This is a genomic window from Streptomyces sp. cg35 (assembly GCF_050410835.1).
GTDB lineage: Bacteria > Actinomycetota > Actinomycetes > Streptomycetales > Streptomycetaceae > Streptomyces.
The window spans coordinates 58,504-74,232 of sequence record NZ_CP191268.1 but is presented as its reverse complement, the minus strand read 5'-3'; the positions used below and the strand labels follow the sequence as shown (position 1 = coordinate 74,232).

15 protein-coding genes and 2 pseudogenes are annotated in these 15,729 nt (G+C 68.1%); 12 read left to right on the top strand and 5 right to left on the bottom strand.

The features are described 5' to 3' along the window. Positions 1 to 70: 70 nt before the first annotated feature. Entirely contained in the window at positions 71 to 1,267 is a 1,197-nt protein-coding gene (locus ACQUQD_RS00370) for an NAD(P)/FAD-dependent oxidoreductase (protein WP_428949854.1), read from the top strand. Positions 1,268 to 1,522: 255 nt separating this feature from the next. Here the strand turns inward: ACQUQD_RS00370 and ACQUQD_RS00365 are convergent, their stop codons facing one another. Then, a complete protein-coding gene (locus ACQUQD_RS00365) occupies positions 1,523 to 3,163 on the bottom strand; it encodes a GMC oxidoreductase (protein ID WP_428949853.1) in 1,641 nt (546 codons plus the stop codon). 407 nt (positions 3,164 to 3,570) lie between these two features. On the opposite strand from ACQUQD_RS00365, the gene ACQUQD_RS00360 reads away from it, so the two are divergent. From ACQUQD_RS00360 to ACQUQD_RS00330, 7 genes are all read left to right on the top strand, one after another. Next, positions 3,571 to 4,563 (top strand): extracellular catalytic domain type 1 short-chain-length polyhydroxyalkanoate depolymerase, encoded by a 993-nt coding sequence (locus tag ACQUQD_RS00360; protein WP_428949852.1) that lies wholly within the window; start codon positions 3,571 to 3,573, stop codon positions 4,561 to 4,563. Between the two features lie 459 nt (positions 4,564 to 5,022). Continuing rightward, on the top strand, positions 5,023 to 5,424 hold the full coding sequence (locus tag ACQUQD_RS00355) for a hypothetical protein (protein WP_428949851.1): 402 nt from the start codon (positions 5,023 to 5,025) through the stop codon (positions 5,422 to 5,424). Between the two features lie 352 nt (positions 5,425 to 5,776). Next, on the top strand, positions 5,777 to 6,166 hold the full coding sequence (locus tag ACQUQD_RS00350; protein ID WP_428949850.1) for a hypothetical protein: 390 nt from the start codon (positions 5,777 to 5,779) through the stop codon (positions 6,164 to 6,166). A 283-nt stretch (positions 6,167 to 6,449) separates the two neighbouring features. Next, positions 6,450 to 7,460 carry an SPFH domain-containing protein gene (locus ACQUQD_RS00345; RefSeq protein WP_428949849.1) on the top strand — a complete coding sequence of 337 codons (1,011 nt, stop codon included), beginning with the start codon at positions 6,450 to 6,452 and terminating at the stop codon, positions 7,458 to 7,460. Next, positions 7,457 to 8,356 carry a hypothetical protein gene (locus ACQUQD_RS00340; RefSeq protein ID WP_428949848.1) on the top strand — a complete coding sequence of 300 codons (900 nt, stop codon included), beginning with the start codon at positions 7,457 to 7,459 and terminating at the stop codon, positions 8,354 to 8,356. Before ACQUQD_RS00345 ends, ACQUQD_RS00340 begins: the two co-directional genes overlap by 4 nt. Before the next feature lie 198 nt (positions 8,357 to 8,554). After that, positions 8,555 to 9,679, top strand: a complete 1,125-nt coding sequence (locus ACQUQD_RS00335) for an NADH:flavin oxidoreductase (protein WP_428949847.1) — start codon at positions 8,555 to 8,557, stop codon at positions 9,677 to 9,679. Between the two features lie 261 nt (positions 9,680 to 9,940). Continuing rightward, positions 9,941 to 10,231 carry a hypothetical protein gene (locus ACQUQD_RS00330; RefSeq protein ID WP_428949846.1) on the top strand — a complete coding sequence of 97 codons (291 nt, stop codon included), beginning with the start codon at positions 9,941 to 9,943 and terminating at the stop codon, positions 10,229 to 10,231. A gap of 180 nt (positions 10,232 to 10,411) precedes the next feature. Here ACQUQD_RS00330 and ACQUQD_RS00325 read toward each other — a convergent pair whose 3' ends face one another. The 3 genes from ACQUQD_RS00325 to ACQUQD_RS00315 all read right to left on the bottom strand — a co-directional run bounded on the left by ACQUQD_RS00325 (position 10,412) and on the right by ACQUQD_RS00315 (position 12,164). Further along, on the bottom strand, positions 10,412 to 10,822 hold the full coding sequence (locus tag ACQUQD_RS00325) for a hypothetical protein (protein ID WP_428949845.1): 411 nt from the start codon (positions 10,820 to 10,822) through the stop codon (positions 10,412 to 10,414). A gap of 250 nt (positions 10,823 to 11,072) precedes the next feature. Next, positions 11,073 to 11,735 (bottom strand): VanZ family protein, encoded by a 663-nt coding sequence (locus ACQUQD_RS00320; RefSeq protein WP_428949844.1) that lies wholly within the window; start codon positions 11,733 to 11,735, stop codon positions 11,073 to 11,075. Positions 11,736 to 11,822: 87 nt separating this feature from the next. Next, positions 11,823 to 12,164 carry a hypothetical protein gene (locus tag ACQUQD_RS00315; RefSeq protein WP_428949843.1) on the bottom strand — a complete coding sequence of 114 codons (342 nt, stop codon included), beginning with the start codon at positions 12,162 to 12,164 and terminating at the stop codon, positions 11,823 to 11,825. Positions 12,165 to 12,455: 291 nt separating this feature from the next. Here ACQUQD_RS00315 and ACQUQD_RS00310 point away from each other — a divergent pair, with 291 nt between their 5' ends. The 3 genes and pseudogenes from ACQUQD_RS00310 to ACQUQD_RS00300 all read left to right on the top strand — a co-directional run. Further along, entirely contained in the window at positions 12,456 to 12,677 is a 222-nt protein-coding gene (locus ACQUQD_RS00310) for a DUF7489 domain-containing protein (protein ID WP_428949842.1), read from the top strand. Positions 12,678 to 12,753: 76 nt separating this feature from the next. Next, positions 12,754 to 14,181 (top strand): serine hydrolase domain-containing protein, encoded by a 1,428-nt coding sequence (locus ACQUQD_RS00305; RefSeq protein WP_428949841.1) that lies wholly within the window; start codon positions 12,754 to 12,756, stop codon positions 14,179 to 14,181. Between the two features lie 203 nt (positions 14,182 to 14,384). Next, positions 14,385 to 14,687: pseudogene (locus ACQUQD_RS00300) on the top strand (NUDIX domain-containing protein); the annotation flags it as partial. Positions 14,688 to 14,703: 16 nt separating this feature from the next. Here ACQUQD_RS00300 and ACQUQD_RS00295 read toward each other — a convergent pair. Beyond that, entirely contained in the window at positions 14,704 to 15,084 is a 381-nt protein-coding gene (locus ACQUQD_RS00295) for a hypothetical protein (RefSeq protein WP_428949840.1), read from the bottom strand. 170 nt (positions 15,085 to 15,254) lie between these two features. Here ACQUQD_RS00295 and ACQUQD_RS00290 point away from each other — a divergent pair. Further along, positions 15,255 to 15,595: pseudogene (locus ACQUQD_RS00290) on the top strand (oxygenase MpaB family protein); the annotation flags it as partial. Between the last annotated feature and the right edge of the window lie 134 nt (positions 15,596 to 15,729).

Sequence of the window (15,729 nt, the reverse complement as noted above, 5' to 3'; positions counted from 1 at the left end):
GCGGGCTGCCCGGTTCAAGGGGCGTGACCGGGCCAGAAGGCGCCGGAACCGCGCAGACAGGAGCAGGAACATGCAGCACCGCATCATCGTCCTCGGCGCCGGCTACTCCGGAGCGATCGCGGCCGGCCGGCTCGCCAAGCGGCTCCGCCGCGAGGACGTCTCCATCACCCTCGTCAACGCCGAACCCGACTTCGTCGAGCGGGTCCGGATGCACCAGCTGGCCGTGGGCCAGGACCTGACGCCGCGCCCGCTGCGCGAGATGTTCGCGGGCACGGGAGTCGAGCTGAAGCTCGCGAAGGTCACGTCGATCGACGTGGACCGCAAGACGGTCGCCGTCGACAGCGCCGACGGCTCGGCACAGCTGCCGTACGACACCCTCGTCTACGCCCTCGGCAGCGGCGGGAACGACAACGGTGTCCCGGGCGTCGCCGAGCACGCCCATGAGATCGCGAGCCGCCCCGGCGCGCTCCGGCTGCGCGAGCGCCTGGCCGGTCTCACCGAGGGCGAGACGGTCCTCGTCGTGGGCGGTGGCCTGACCGGCCTGGAGTTCGCCACGGAGGTGGCCGAGACCCGCCCGGACCTCGACATCGCGCTCGCCGCGCGCGGCGACCTCGGCGACTGGCTCTCCCCGAAGGGCCGCGCGCACCTGCGCAAGGTCACCGACGGGCTCGGTATCACCGTGCACGAGAACGCCGAGGTGACCGCGGTCGAGGCGGACCGGGTCACGACCGCGGACGGCAGGACCGTCCCGGCCGCCGTCACCGTCTGGACCACGGGCTTCGCGGTCCACCCACTGGCCGAAGCCACCAGCCTGGAACTGGCGGACACCGGCCGGATCGTGGTCGACGAGACGATGCGCTCGGTCTCCCACCCGGACGTGTACGCGATCGGCGACTCCGGCCACGCTCTGGGCGCAGGCGACAAGCCCCTGCGCATGTCCTGCGCCTCGGGCACTCCCATGGCCTGGCAGGCCGCCGACTCCATCGCGGCCCGTCTGACCGGAGGCAAGCTGCCGAACGCCCCGCTGCGCTACTTCAACCAGTGCATCTCGCTCGGCCGCAAGGAGGGCTTGATCCAGTTCGTCACCGCCGACGACCGTTCCGTGGACCGCGCTCTGACCGGCCGCTTCGCGGCGCGCTACAAGGAGTTGGTCTGCAAGGGTGCGGCCTGGGGTGTCGCCAACCCGACGATGGGCATTCCGGTGCGTCGCCGGCGTGTGGTGGCCGACCGGGCCGCGTCGGAGGGGACGGCACGCGTGGCGGCTTGAGGAGAGCCTGTTCGCTGCGCCGAGAACCGCTGTCCGAAGAGGTGTCTGACCTGGGAGACGATGACTCGCGTGGCGCCGCCGAAAGCTCCCGCCGGGCGGGAAGCGGCGGTGCGCGATCACTCGTACGGGGAAGCAGGTGGCGACACAGGGAACGGTGCGGGCTGGGGCTGTTCTCGTCCTTGTCGGTGCTGAGGTGTGCTGCGTGCGTTCGTGGCCACGAACATCAAGTGCTGAGGAACTGAACAGGACGCGGTGTCACAGGTCGGTCGCGATGATCCTCTCGATGTTGCGTTCGGCGAGCGCGGTGATGGTGACGAACGGGTTCACGGTCGTGTTGCCGGGGATGAGGGCACCGTCGATGACGTACAGGCCGTTGTAGCCCTGCAGGCGGCCGTAGTTGTCCGTGGCCTTGTCGAGGACCGCACCGCCCAGGGGGTGGTAGGTGAGATGGTCGCCCCAGATCTTGTTGGATCCGAAGAGATCGGACCGGTAGATCGTCCCCTCCTTCTTGTTGATCTTGTCGAAGATGCTCTTCGCCATGTTGATGGAGTCCTGTTTCCAGGCGGTCTGCCAGGACAGGTCGACCTTGCCCGTCGAGGCGTTGTACGAGAACTCGGCGCGATGCGTGTTCTTCGTGATGGACAGGTAGAAGGACGCGAAGGTCTCGATGCCGGTCGGCAGCGGGGCGACCTCGGCGAACGCGCCTCCGGCGTCCCAGTTGTCGATGCCGGAGCAGGGGATGGTCGACTGGACGTCACCGGTGGGGTCCCACAGGTGGTTGGCCCGGCCGCACATGACGTTGCCGTTGTCGCCCCAGCCCTTTCCGACCTCGTTGTTGAGGTTCGGCAGCGCGCCGGTGGACTTGAGCTTCACCAGCAGCTTGCTGGTGCCGACACTGCCGGCGGCGAAGAACACCTTCCCCGACGTCACCGTCTTGGTGGCCACGGTGTCGCCCGCGGTGTTGAGCTGTCTGATGGTGACCGTGTAGCCGCCGCTCGAAGCCGGTTGGACCGAGGTGACCTCGTGCAGCGGTGAAATCGTCACCTTGCCCGTCGCCTTGGCCTGGGCGAGGTACGTCTTGGCCAGTGTCTTCTTGCCGTAGTTGTTGCCGTAGAGGATTTCCTGAGCGAGTGCCGACTTGGGCACGGTGCCGTTGTCCTCGGCGACCATGTAGTTCCAGTCGTACACGTCGGGGACGAACGTCCAGGCGAAGCCGGAGCGTTGGGCGTGCTTACGCCCCACGCGCGAGTACTGGTAGTACGAGGTCCGCTCGAACCAGGCCGGGTCGATCAGGCCGACGCCGAGCCCGGAGTTGGCCCGCGGGTAGTACGTGTTGTACATCTCGTCCGCGTTGACCGTGGGCAGGACCCCGGCGAAGTTCTGGCGCTTGGGCGTGACGGCCATGCCGCCGTTGACGAGGGAGCCGCCTCCCACGCCGCGCCCTTGGTAGACGGTGATCCCCGCGAAGTCCTCCGCGTCCAGGATGCCCGCGTACTTCGGCACGTTCTTGTCGATCGGGAAGCCGAGGAAGTTGCTGAGCGGCGCCTTCGTCTTGGTGCGCATCCAGAACGACCGGTAGTCGGGGCTGGTGACCTTCGGATGGATCAAGCCGTCGGGACCGGGCGTGACCCAGTCCTGCCCCAGCTCCACCATGTGGACGTCGATGCCCGCCTGGGCGAGACGCAGCGCCGCCACCGCACCGCCGTAGCCGGTGCCGATGACGAGGACCGGAACGTTGGCTCCGCTGGGGATGTCCGCGGCGGCCATCGGGCGCGCGTACGCCGCGGAGCTCTGCCCGATCAACGCGGAGGCTCCGATTATGGAACCCGTTCCAACGATGAGTCTTCGACGTGATATCCCGTCAGGTCTGTTCTTGGGCTGGCCATTTGTCGTCATGTGATCTCCCTCACGTTCGGACGAACGGGAACGAGTTCTACTGCCAAGTGCTAGGGAAGTCACGGCATACGGACAAGTAACTTCTGTCCGATCTTGTTACAGGGAGAGCCGCTCTGAGCTGTATTACCGGATGGATGATCAACGCCGTAAACGTCCCTGTCTGGGCCCTGCGGATGCGCGATGGCATCTCTGGCCCGTCGATGCAGGGGCATCGAGCCCGATGTGGTTGCCCTGACTGATGTCTCAGTCCGCGGCCTGTCCGCGGGGGATCGGTGGAGGCCGCCGTCCGACGGCAAGGTGAGGCGTCACAGGATCCGGCGGCCGCCGTTGGGCGCGTGCCCCTGGCTGGTGACAGAGCCGGGGACTCAGGATGTGCGGCATCTGATCACATCCACGGGAGGCCTGTGATGGGAGAGAGGTTCCGGCGTGCGCTGGTCGTCGCGGCGGCGATGGGAATGGCGCTGCCACTCCTGACGGACACGTCGTTCGCTGCCGCGGGACACGACGAGCGCGGCGTCTACGCCAATGCCGCGGGGAGGGTGGAGTACGAGGTACACCTGCCGCCCGGCTACCGGCCGGACAAGAAGCTGCCGGTGGTGGTGGCGCTGCACGGCTGCGATATGACCGGCTTCGGCGGCAACTCGATGAAGGACATGACTCGGTTCAACCAGGTGGCCGACACCAAGGAGTTCATCGTCGTCTATCCGTCGCAGGACCCGCTGCGCAATCTGGGGCGCTGCTGGAACGCGATTCAGCCGAGGCACCAGCACCGGGGCAGCGGTGAGCCCTCCTTGATCGCGGGCGCCACCCAGGCGGTGGTGGAGCGCTACCGCGCCGACGCCCAGCGCGTTCACGTGGTCGGAGCCTCCTCGGGCGCCGGTCTCTCGGTCGTCATGGCGGTGACCTACCCGGACGTGTACGCGTCGGCGGCCTCGCTGGCCGGTGGGGAGTACGCCTTCGACAAGGTCAAGCCCGACCCGGACAAGGTCAGCCCGGTGGACACCGCGAAGCTGGCTCATGCCGAGATGGGTTCGCGTGCCCGGCAGGTGCCGATACTCATCGAACAGGGCGACGCCGACTCGACAGTGCCGCCGTGGATGGCCAATCGCCTGGCATCGCAGTGGGCCGCCGTCGACGACCTGGCCCCCGACGGCAGGCTCGACGGGGATGTGGACGACATGCCCGAGACCACCGAGCGGGTGGATGCGCCGGGGGAGCGCCCCTACACCCGCACTCGGTACACGGCGCGCGGCGGCGGTCAACCGCTGATCGAGAAGTACGACGTGGAGGGGCTGGAGCACAAGTGGCCCGGCGGCGGCACCGGCCCGTTCGCGGACCCGCTGGGCCCGAACATGAGCTCCCTCATGTGGGACTTCTTCGCCCAGCAGCACTTGCCCTGACGGAAGCAAGGAGGTCCTGCCCCGACTGCCATGATCAGCGGTCCTGTGTGGTGTGCGCGCCGGCACCGAGGGCACCTGCTCATCTACAGGACCGCTACGGGACCGCGCTGTGCTGCTCAACTAGTGTGACGCAGAGCCAGTGCGCCCGGTGCGAGGCGCTGCATGCTGCCTGCGCTGGCGGCGTGCTCGTACTGAACAACTGTGGAACGACCTCCGATGCGAAGGGCGCCGTCAGATGCTTCAGCACCTTACGATCCCGCGCGGGCCGATCCATCTCGCCGCCGGGCACTGCCCTATCCCGAACGCGGGGTTGCGCCTTCACAGAGCTCGGCTTCAGCTGACTTGCGCCCTCCGAGCCGTCTGCACATAGCAACAGCAACCCTGTCGACAAAGCCTGTACCACGCGCTGGCCGCAGCGGATGCGCTCACGGGTGAGCGCCGCTGCTAGGTTCTTTCGCCATGCGATCACGCGAGTACGACCTTGACTTCAGGGACAGGAATGGGCGGATACGTGCCTGGGGCGTCGGCTTGCTGGTGGTGGCAGCGCTGCAATGGGCATGGTGTGCCCTGTTGCTGCTCACGCCGTACGAGGTCGACAGGCAGCCCGACGACCACTATCCGGCGGAGTGCGAATCGCGGCTGCTGACCGAACGCGGTACGGCCAACAATGGTCTGCAGCGCGGGGATTGGTGTCAGAACGAGCGCGACTGGCCTGAGGCCCTCGGTGTGTTGGGGCTGTCCGTGCCGGTGTCGATTGCTGGTGTCGCGCTCTTCGTCAGCGGCAGTGTGAGTCTGCGGATGAGTGCTCATGCCGAGGCGATGCGTGAACTCGACAAGATTGCTGACAGACGGCAGGCGTAGAGGGCGAGCGGCTCCGACCGGATTCTGCGGCGGTGAGGGCGCGGGGGAGTTGGGCGCGAACGAGGGCACGCCAGGGGCCAGTCCGCCGGTCCGGGTCTGTCGGTTCGGGTCTGTCGCCGAATGCGCGTGGGTTGCACCGGGCGGGGGACATGTACACGTTGAGCACCGCGAACCAGCGATGTTCCCCGCGCGACCGTCACCGACTTCATGAAGCCGATCGAGGACGTGGATTCTGACTTGCCGTGGGCGACTGACCTGCGAGGCCTGGTGTCCCGTGGGCTGGCCGCCTTCCCCTCTTGGGGGTGATCTCTCGTGCCCGGGTCGCGCACACCCCGGTTGGTTGATCATGAAGATGATCCGAACCGCTGCCGCCGTCGCCGCCGTGATGTGCGCGAGCGTCATCACGACCGCGTCCCCGGCCGCAGCTGACAGTAGCGCTTGTACCCACCACTTCTCCGGGCCTCAGGTCTGCATCCGGCTCGTCGGGCACAACGGAGGCAACAGTGCGACGGGCTTCTGGTCGAACCCGCCCAAGTCTGTGAAGAGCCGCGCGGTCTACCTGACCCTCAACGGTCACAACTACGGCAGCCCGTCCACGGCCAAGCGCGTCGGCAAGACGATCTCCTACACCTGGTCGAGTTTCGACATGGACACCGACACCAAGGTCTGCGTCCGCTTCAAGGGCATCAACCGCATTGCCTGCCAGGCCACCAAGTACAAGGGTGTGCCCGGTCCGGTCTGAGGTGTGACGCGTGAGGGTGGCCGTGGGCCCGAAGTCCAGGGCGGCCACCAAGGACGAGCAAGCCGGAAGCGGTAGACGGGCGGCTCCCCGAGTCTGGGCAGCCGCCTGATCCTTGAGGTCAGCAAAACGGCTGGCCGCCTCCCTGCGTGTCGGTCGGGGTGCGACCGGACGGGCTCTCGCCGCTGTCCTGAGACGCCTCGCTGACTGACCCTGTTTTTTCGTCCCCTTGACGACAAGCATCTCTCTATTTAGAGTCCTAATGACTCAAATCAAGGGGGTTCTCATGGCCGACATCACCAAGCGCTTCGGCTGGCGCCATCTGCGGACGGCGCCCACGTCCCACGTACGGCACCACCGTTCAGGGAAGCTCGCCCACGACGGCTCGGGGCTGAGCTTCTGGTTCCGGCCCCTCACGGCCGCGCTGTCGGAAGTGCCGGTGGACGACCGGGAACTGGCGATGACCTTCCACGCTCGTACCGCCGATTTCCAGGATGTCGCCGTGCAGGCCACGGTCACGTACCGGATCGCGGATCCGGCTGTCGCGGCCGAGCGGCTCGACTTCTCCGTCGACCCCGACACGGGCGTGTGGCGCGGCGCCCCGCTGGAGCAGCTCGCCACCCTCCTGACCGAGAGCGCCCAGCAGCACGCCCTTGAAGTGCTCGCCCGCACCCCGCTGGCCGCGGCCCTCGCCGACGGTGTGCCCGCGGTGCGCGAGCGCATCACCCAGGGCCTGGGCGAGGAGCCGCGACTGCCCGCCACCGGCATCGAGATCGTCGCCGTCCGCGTGATGGCGGTGCGCCCTGAACCGGAGGTGGAGCGCGCACTGCGCACCCCGGCCCGGGAGCTCATCCAGCAGGAGGCGGACCGCGCCACGTACGAGCGGCGCGCGGTCGCCGTGGAGCGTGAGCGCACCATCGCCGAGAACGAACTGGCCAGCCAGATCGAACTGGCCCGGCGCGAGGAGCAGTTGGTCGAGCAGCGCGGCGCCAACAGCCGGCGCGAGGCCGAGGAGAAGGCGGCCGCCGACGCGGTACGGGTCGGCGCGGAGGCCGACCGGGCCGTCCGGCTCGCCCGGGCGGAGGCGGAGGGCGCCCGCGAGGTCGGCGAGGCCCGAGCTCAGGCGCAGGCGGCCTGGCTGCGGGTGCACGGCGACGTCGACGTGGCGACCCTGCACGCCCTGACCGGCACCCGTCTCGCCGAGAACCTGCCCCGCATCGACAGCGTGACCGTCTCCCCGGACGTGCTGACCGGGCTGCTCGCGCGGCTCGGCGCGCACCAGGAGCCGGGGGCATGACCCTCGCGCCCCGCGCCGTCATCGTTCACCGCACCACGGAGTACGAGGAGCTGGTCGCCCGGCACGGCACCCACGGGCAGGCTGCCTTCTTCCTCTCCTCACGCGGTCGGTCCATCGACGAGGTCGTCGAACGGCACCATCGGGCGCGACAAGCGCTCGCGCAGGTGTCGGCCGCGGTCCCGCTGAACTGGCGGCGCGCGCAGGTGGAGCGGGCGGATCTGGACCGGTTCCTGTTCGGCCCCGAGGATGCCGTGGTGGTGGTCGGACAGGACGGGCTCGTGGCCAACACCGCGCAGTACGTCGGGGCCCAGCCGGTACTCGGAGTCGACACCGATCCCGGCCGCAACCCGGGCGTCCTGGTGCGTCACCGCCCGGACGACGTGGCCCGGCTGCTGCCCGCAGCCTTCACCCCGACGACCGGTGCGGACGAGCTGACGATGGTCGAGGCCGTCACCGACGACACCCAGCGCCTGGTGGCACTCAACGAGATCTACGTCGGTGCGGCCGGCCACCGCACCGCCCGCTACCGCCTGGGCCTCGACGGTGACAGGGGTACCGTCGAGGCCCAGGCCTCCTCCGGAGTGCTGATCGGCACGGGGACGGGCGCGACCGGCTGGCTGCGCTCGGTGTGGCAGGAGCGTGCCACGCAGCTACGGCTGCCGGAGCCGACGGACGACCGGCTCGCCTGGTTCGTACGGGAGGCGTGGCCGTCACCCGTCACGGGGACGCACCTGAACGCGGGCGAACTCACGGCCGACGCACGACTGTCGGTGACCGTGGAATCCGAGCGGCTCGTCGCTTTCGGGGACGGCATGGAGAGCGACGCGATCGAGCTGACCTGGGGCCAGACGATCCGGCTCGGCCTGTGCCCCACGAAACTGCGGCTCATCGGTTGAACGCGCCTGCGTGGTCCAGTGGATCCGTGTCCTGTGGGTCCGTGTCCTATGGATCCGTGTCCTATGGGTTCGTGCATCTCACCCTGGATGTGCTGTCCAAGGAATGCAGCCGCCGCGCACGCCGTTACTTCAGAGAATGTAAGAATGCATGCTCACATACCAACCGGTTTACCCTGCGAATCCTGAGGAGCCCCCCACGTGACCGGCACCACGCTGACCTCCCGCGCGGCCCAGATACTGGGCCGCCCGATCGCGCTCAACGGCCTCACCGTCCCGAACCGGATCGTGATGGCGCCGATGACGCGCATGTTCTCGCCCGGCGGCGTTCCCGGTGATGACGTGCGCTCCTATTACGCCCGCCGCGCCGCTGCGGGGGTTGGGCTGATCGTCACAGAGGGAACGTATGTCGGCCACGAGTCGGCCGGGCAGAGCGACCGAGTGCCGCGGTTCCACGGTGAGGACCAGCTGGCGGGCTGGGCGAAGATCGCAGAGGACGTCCATGCGGCCGGCGGCACCATCGTGCCGCAGCTGTGGCACATCGGCATGGTGCGCGCCCAGGGCGACGCCCCCTACCCGGAGGCTCCCGCAGTCGGACCGTCCGGCCTGGTCACCGCGGGCGCGGAGCCCACGGGCAAGGCCATGACCCAGAAGGACCTGGACGACGTTGTCGCCGCGTTCGCCCGGGCCGCCGCAGACGCGGAGCGCATCGGCTTCGACGGCGTCGAGCTCCACGGCGCACACGGCTATCTCGTCGACCAGTTCCTGTGGGAGGGCACGAACCGGCGCACCGATGCCTACGGTGGCGATCCGGTCGCACGGACGAAGTTCGCCGCGGAGATCGTTGCAGCGGTCCGCGAGCAGGTCTCCCCGGGCTTCCCGATCCTCTTCCGCTACTCGCAGTGGAAGCAGCAGGACTACACCGCGCGGCTCGCCGAGACCCCTGAGGAACTGGAGGCCATCCTCACCCCGCTCGCCGCGGCCGGCGTCGACGTGTTCCATGCCTCCACCCGCCGCTACTGGCTGCCGGAGTTCGAGGACTCGGACCTGAACCTGGCCGGCTGGACGAAGAAGATCACCGGCAAGCAGGTCATCAGCGTCGGCTCCGTCGGCCTCGACGGCGACTTCGTGAACGCGTTCCAGGGCGAGGGCTCTCCCGTCAAGAGCATCGACAACCTCCTCGACCGCCTGGAGGCGGAGGAGTTCGACATGGTTGCCGTCGGCCGCGCGCTGCTCCAGGACCCCGAATGGGCGGCCAAGGTGCTCGCCGACCGCTTCGGCGAGCTGAAGCCGTACGACGCTGCCGCGATCAAGACGCTGAGCTGACCCCACTGGCGTGCGTGGACGGGACGTTCCGAGCCTTTTGCTGATCGGGCGAACCGTCCGCGCTCCGTGGACGCGCGCCGCGCATGCGAAACCCGATGCCTGGGACCGAGCATCCCGCTGCTGTCGGGCGACCTGTCGATGTGGAGGGTGAGCTTTTCGCTCGGGTCCAGTCACGGGGGGTGTGGGCCGAACTCGACTCCGTCGGCAGCCGGTTCCGGTTTGCCGCGGACGCCGAGCCCTGAATTCACGCAAGCTTCGCGGATGGGCCCGACGGTCAGCTGTCGTGATCTTCGGGTGCGGGGGTATCCGATCCGGATGAACCTGTCCAGGAGATCGCGGGATGCCCTGATCGTCATGGCGGTCTACGCCGTAGCCGTGCTCGTCATGCACTACTCGGGTGACGGCGTCAGTTGGCCGATGTCGCTGCTGCTGGGCCTGGTGGTGACGCCGCTGGCGTTCTGGATGGGGTGGCTACGCCGTCGCTTCACCGAGCGTGCGGTGGAAGCCGGGCGGCGTCGATTTCGACCGTGGCCCGAGGAGCGACGGCGCTGAGAGGTGCGCGGCGCGTGCTTACGGGGCGTACACGGTCGCCGTCGCGGCAGCCTCGAACACGGCGTAGAGCGCTGGAGCGCTGAGTCGGCCGCGCCGACGAGGGCGCAGGCCGTCGCGGACGCGGGCGAGACAACGGTCCAGCGCTCTACGCCATGTTCGCGCCCAGCCGGATCCTGCCGGTCAAGCGGCGTTGCTCCTCGCCGAGGCCATCCGGCACCTCGGATCGTGGGTCCTGTCACGTGAGACGAACGCGTCGGAGCAGCAGGCGTTCTGCAGTTCGGCGTCCGGGTCGTGAGGGCTCAGACATCCGGGCCCGTGAACCTCACCGTCGGACACGTTCCACAGTTGGCAGCATGGGAGCCCGTCATCGATCAGCTCGCCCAGGGCGATACGCCGGGCTCTGTCGTGCTGGACGAGGATCCGGCGGTGATCCGCGCGGGATCGCTGAGCGCAGTAGGCGAGCAGCGCTGCGACGTACACGGCGGCGATGGCCCACCACACCCTGGCTGTGGCGGCGAGGTAGGCCCCGGTGGCGCAGGTGAGGACGGCGGCGGCGATGAGGGCGCGGGCAGTACGGATAGCGGGTGTCATGGGGTCCTCTTGCCCGGGTAGTTGGGCGGCATGCTGTGGGTGAGAGCGGCTGTCGTGTCGTTCGTCGGGGGAATGGATCCGGGAGGGCGTAGGCGCCCCTGCGATACTCGACGGCGCGCGCGATGCGGGCCGGGCCAGGTGCAGCGCGGCGATGCGGCCGAGGCCGCGACGGCAGTTCGTCATCCTCCCACCGAGCATCGCCGATCTGCCGCGGGTGGTCGCCGTGCGGCGCGGCCCAAGTCTTCGAGAATCAGGGCCGCTTCGTTCGGAGCAACGCGGGGAGCTTCCTGCGGGAGCGCTTCGGAGGGGTGGCATTCTTGGCGTCCGGTGCAGGACGGGGGTTGCTCCTGCGCCAGCCCCACATCCAGCGGCTCCGGTCCTTCTCTGCCGCTGCGGTCGGAGCCGGTTCGGTGCGGCGTGGGTGCCACCAATGGGCGCGGCGCGGATGCAACGCCCGGCCGAGCCTGCGGCCCAGGACGAGGTACCCGAAGAAGGCCCCCGCCGAATTGAGGATCACGTCGTCGATGTCGAAGGCTCGCCCGGCGACCAGCAGCCCCTGCGCGATCTCGACGGTGAGCATGACGAAAGCCGTCATGAGGACCACCCGGACCAAGCCCCGGGTGCGCGGGAAGAGAACCGGCAACAGGAAGCCGAACGGTACTCCCAGAAGGATGTTCCCGCCGACCTGCTTGATGGTGTCACGCCAGTCCGGCTGCTCCAGGTAGAGGCGAATGGAACTGCCGGGGTGCAGATTGTTGTGGGTCAACGGCACTGACGCCGGCGACGGGACGAGCGTGACCTTCGCCAGCGCGACGGCGAACGCCACCATGCAGACGAATCCCAGCGCCATGACGAAGGCGCGCACCAGTCTCCAGCCCCATGTGTGCCGCCGCAGGCGGCGTTCGCGTTCCATGCGCCGCCAGATACCCCGGAGTTGGCCTCCCACGCCCTGAACGCCGGGGCAGGGGTTCGACGACATTGAGGAAGACGTACGACCGGGTCACTCGGTCGTACGTGGACTGGATTCCCGTGCTGTGCGCTTCTCTCGGGAGTCCAGGTAGGCGAGGGCGAGGACCAGCAGCGGGGTGATGCAGGCCAGCAGGGCGATGCGGAGCGCTCCCGACGTCAGCCCGGCGATCGCGGCGATCACCACGGCGACAAGAACGAAGCGCAGGAACTCCTTCCAGGAAGCGAACCCCCCGGGTGCACTGCGCGATGTGGGCTCGTCGTCCCCGAGCTCGTGCAGCGCGGTGTGAGCAGGATGTCTGTGCCCCTCCGACTGGGCCTGCCGCCAGGCGAAGAACCAGCGCCCCAGGAAGTAGAGCGTGAGAGCGCCCAGCATGAGTCCCCACTCGGCGGGTGTGTCCGGTAGTGATCGGGCAAGAATCATGGCTGGCGGATGCCCGTGGCCGGCAGGAGTAGCCGCCTCCGGAAGTGCAGTTGTGCCGGCTCCGCGCTCGATGGCCAGATGGTGCTGGTGCGAGACAATGACCTGCTGTACGTGATCGGCCCATTGCCGGCGGCGCAGCGAGGCGCACCACAAATGTTCCGGATCGGGAATGACATATGTCATCTCCAAGAGGGGATCTGAAGCCCTGCACCGGCGACCATGTGGCTTCGTAGAATCTCCAATATGTTCACATCACGCAAAGTAAGGCAGGACGACGCTTGGGAAGGCGCCGTCACCGAGAAGTCCCGGGGCATGCTCGACGGCTCGAACATGTATCACTTCGTCAAGGTGCGCCGTGCGGACGGCGAAAACGTGAAGGTCCGCATCAGCCGCCGGCTCTGGAAGGCGGTCGCAGTCGGTGACCGGCTCGTCAAAAGGCCGGGATCCGATCCGGTCAAGGAGTGAACTGAAACGCCTGGGCCGAGGCCGGCTGCCCACGGGTAGTCGCACCTGGTCATCCGGGATCTGTTAGAAAGTCGGAATGTCTTTCCAGCGTGCTTTGCTGCCGCGTTCGGCACCGACTGCCTCGGGTATCTCGTCCCGTTCGATCGCCGCGTTGTTGGACCGGCTCGAGGATCGATCCGTCGAGTGCCACTCGATCATGGTCGTGCATCGCGGTCACGTCGTCGCCGAAGGCTGGTGGGACCCGTACTCGGCGGACCGCCCGCACCTCCTCTACTCGCTGACCAAGTCGTTCACGTCGATCGCCGTGGGGCTCGCGATCGCCGACGGGCTTCTCTCGCTGGACGATCGAGTGGTGGACGTGTTGCCGGACCACGTCCCTTCCGACGTCTCGGAGCAGGGAGGCCGCATCACCGTTCACCATCTGCTGTCCATGTCAGCCGGGCATGCCACGGACAGCCTTGCCGAGGCATGGGAGCTGGAACCCGACGACCTGGTGAAGGGTTTCCTGCGTTTGCCGTTCGCCGCGACCGAGGGCACGCGGCACACCTACGACAACTCGACCACCTTCATCCTGGCCCGGATGGTGGAACGGGTCACGGGCTGCGGTCTTCCGGAGTTCCTCGACGCACGCCTGTTCAAGCCGATGGGCGTCGACCACGCCGAATGGGACCGGGTGGCCAGCGGTGCCGCTTTCGGATTCCACGGACTGCACCTCACGACCGAAGCCATCGCCGCCTTCGGGCAACTGCTGCTGAGTGGTGGCCGTTGGGACGAGCAGCAGCTCGTCCCGCGCGCGTGGGTGGAGCTCGCGACCAGACGGCACATCGACTGCGTCTGGGACCTGGACGAGCCGAACCAGGCGGACTTCCGCTGCGGCTACGGCTACCAGTTCTGGATGTCGCGTCACGGGTACCACGGTCACGGCTCCTTCGGGCAGCAGTGCGTGGTGATCCCGTCGCATGATCTCGTGGTCGCCGTGACCGCCCAGGGGGACGCTCAGGAGGTACTCGACTCCATCTGGGAGTGCCTGCTGCCCGGTGTGCAGCATTCGGCAAGCGCCGGGGAAGACGAGATCCTCGCCGATCGGCTGCGGCGGCTGTCGTTGCCGCCGACGCCGGGTTCGGCCGGTCCGGGGCGCTCGGTCAGTGCGAGACTCGACGCCTCCTCCGAGGATTCGGCCCTGCCCGACGGAACGACAGTGACCATCGACCCCACCGACGGCGGATGGCTCGTACGATTCGACTCCCTCCTCGACGTCGAGATCGGCCACGGCGCCTGGCGAGAAAGCTCCCCGCTCGGCCGGCCCGTTGTCGCGGCCGGCGCCTGGCAGGGAAGCACATTCGCCGCCGACCTCTACGTCATCACCACCCCGCACCGGGTTCGCCTCGTCGTCGACACCGAAGCGGGGACCGCAGCGGCGACCTGGAGCACCGTGCCCCTGACCGGCCCCAGCTTGGAGCTGCATGTGCGGTCGCCGCTGATGACACGACCTGACGTTGCGTAGCGAAGGTCACCGGCCGCCACAGTCCTCCATCCAGCGCGCTGCGGAATGGGTAACTGGTCCAGCGACAGGAGCCCTTGTGCGCCCGCGAGATGACGCTTGGCCTGGAGAAAGGCTGGGCGATACCCAACGTTCCCGGGTGACGCGTCGCTTGCATCCGAAACGATCCGGCAGGCGATGTCAGTGGCTCTTGCCAGGATGGACGGATGCCGGCATCAGACCCCACATCCGTCACCGAAACAGACCACCTACGGTCTCAACTCCTGGAATCGGAAAGGGGCATCAGCCCGTGGGACGACTTGGAGCGCACTCACCTGGAGACCGCTACGGAGTGGATCGCCGGCGGTGCCCCGCTCTACCGCACTCGCAAACCCGACGTGCCGGCACAGCACCTGGTGAGCTACTTCGTCGTCCTCGACGAAACGCACGAGCGGGTGTTGCTCGTCGCGCACCGCAAGGCGGGCCTGTGGCTTCCCCCGGCCGGTCACGTAGACCCCGGCGAGGACCCGTGGACCACCGTGGTCCTCAGCAGGTCAAGCGACGTTCGGCGCTCTCGTAGGTGGCGAGGTTGGAGTCGACGCCCACGACGGTCTTGTAGGTGTAGGTGCCAGAACCCGTGCAGTTCCAGTACGCCAGCTTGGTGCCGCTCTCCAGCGGGGTCCAGTCCATCTCTTCCCAGCCGTACCAGCGGTGACGCTGCAGGGAAATGGTGGCGTCCGTGCAGCCGCTGCGGGTTTTTCCGGCCTTGCCGATGATTTCACTGATGCCCTTGTAGGGGGCGGAGATGCTGTAGCAGTTCCGGTCCCAGTCTGAGGCGGCGGCCGGAGTGGCCGGCATCAACAACGTGGCCGCGCAGCCCAGTGCGAGAGCTACGGATGACTTTCCGGCGATTCCGAGAGTGCTCATGAGAAACGTTCCTTGTCTGCGAAACATGCGGGATGCAACATACGAAGACACCCCTACACCGGGGCCGAGGCAAGATCAAGTAGGTGCCGCCATCTTGATCGATGTCGTCCGTGCCCTCCACGCCGCCGGCTTGGTCGCCCGCAGGCGCCTTCGTGGTCCACCTTCTCCACATCAGTGCGAGCGCCCGCCACGGTCGGCGAGGTCCGTTGTGTGCCGCGGGCTTCCTGACGGCAGGGCTGTCGCCTCCGACGCCGTCCGCCATCGTGCCCCACCTCCTGGGCGTACTGGAGACGATCGAGGACCGCTCCCCAGTCGGCGCCCGGGCGTTGGACCGTCTCGGCCATCTGGCCAGAGTTCTGGAACTGTCCCCCCTCACGCGTGGACGCGTCACGCACGACGCCATCGCTGAGCAACTCAAGACGGATTTCGGCGTATCCCCCACGATCCCCGCACGCACCGGTGGACCCTACCGGCCGCCACGGTCGACGTCTCAACGGATCGATGTCCGTAACGTAGCCGCATTCCCTCTGACCGAAGCGCGCGCCCGCACCCTTCGACGCCGGACGGCTTCTCGGTTCCCATTCCGATACGCAACGCACGTTTCGTTCCTGTCGGTTGGCCCAGCGCGCGGAGGCCTCTGGTAGC

Bases quoted from the DNA above. Each gene is read 5' to 3' on its own strand.
- ACQUQD_RS00370 (WP_428949854.1), top strand. From the start codon at position 71: ATGCAGCACCGCATCATCGTCCTCGGCGCCGGCTACTCCGGAGCGATC.
- ACQUQD_RS00365 (WP_428949853.1), bottom strand. From the start codon at position 3,163: ATGACGACAAATGGCCAGCCCAAGAACAGACCTGACGGGATATCACGT.
- ACQUQD_RS00360 (WP_428949852.1), top strand. From the start codon at position 3,571: ATGGGAGAGAGGTTCCGGCGTGCGCTGGTCGTCGCGGCGGCGATGGGA.
- ACQUQD_RS00355 (WP_428949851.1), top strand. From the start codon at position 5,023: ATGCGATCACGCGAGTACGACCTTGACTTCAGGGACAGGAATGGGCGG.
- ACQUQD_RS00350 (WP_428949850.1), top strand. From the start codon at position 5,777: ATGATCCGAACCGCTGCCGCCGTCGCCGCCGTGATGTGCGCGAGCGTC.
- ACQUQD_RS00345 (WP_428949849.1), top strand. From the start codon at position 6,450: ATGGCCGACATCACCAAGCGCTTCGGCTGGCGCCATCTGCGGACGGCG.
- ACQUQD_RS00340 (WP_428949848.1), top strand. From the start codon at position 7,457: ATGACCCTCGCGCCCCGCGCCGTCATCGTTCACCGCACCACGGAGTAC.
- ACQUQD_RS00330 (WP_428949846.1), top strand. From the start codon at position 9,941: ATGGGCCCGACGGTCAGCTGTCGTGATCTTCGGGTGCGGGGGTATCCG.
- ACQUQD_RS00325 (WP_428949845.1), bottom strand. From the start codon at position 10,822: ATGACACCCGCTATCCGTACTGCCCGCGCCCTCATCGCCGCCGCCGTC.
- ACQUQD_RS00320 (WP_428949844.1), bottom strand. From the start codon at position 11,735: ATGGAACGCGAACGCCGCCTGCGGCGGCACACATGGGGCTGGAGACTG.
- ACQUQD_RS00315 (WP_428949843.1), bottom strand. From the start codon at position 12,164: ATGCTGGGCGCTCTCACGCTCTACTTCCTGGGGCGCTGGTTCTTCGCC.
- ACQUQD_RS00310 (WP_428949842.1), top strand. From the start codon at position 12,456: ATGTTCACATCACGCAAAGTAAGGCAGGACGACGCTTGGGAAGGCGCC.
- ACQUQD_RS00305 (WP_428949841.1), top strand. From the start codon at position 12,754: ATGTCTTTCCAGCGTGCTTTGCTGCCGCGTTCGGCACCGACTGCCTCG.
- ACQUQD_RS00295 (WP_428949840.1), bottom strand. From the start codon at position 15,084: ATGAGCACTCTCGGAATCGCCGGAAAGTCATCCGTAGCTCTCGCACTG.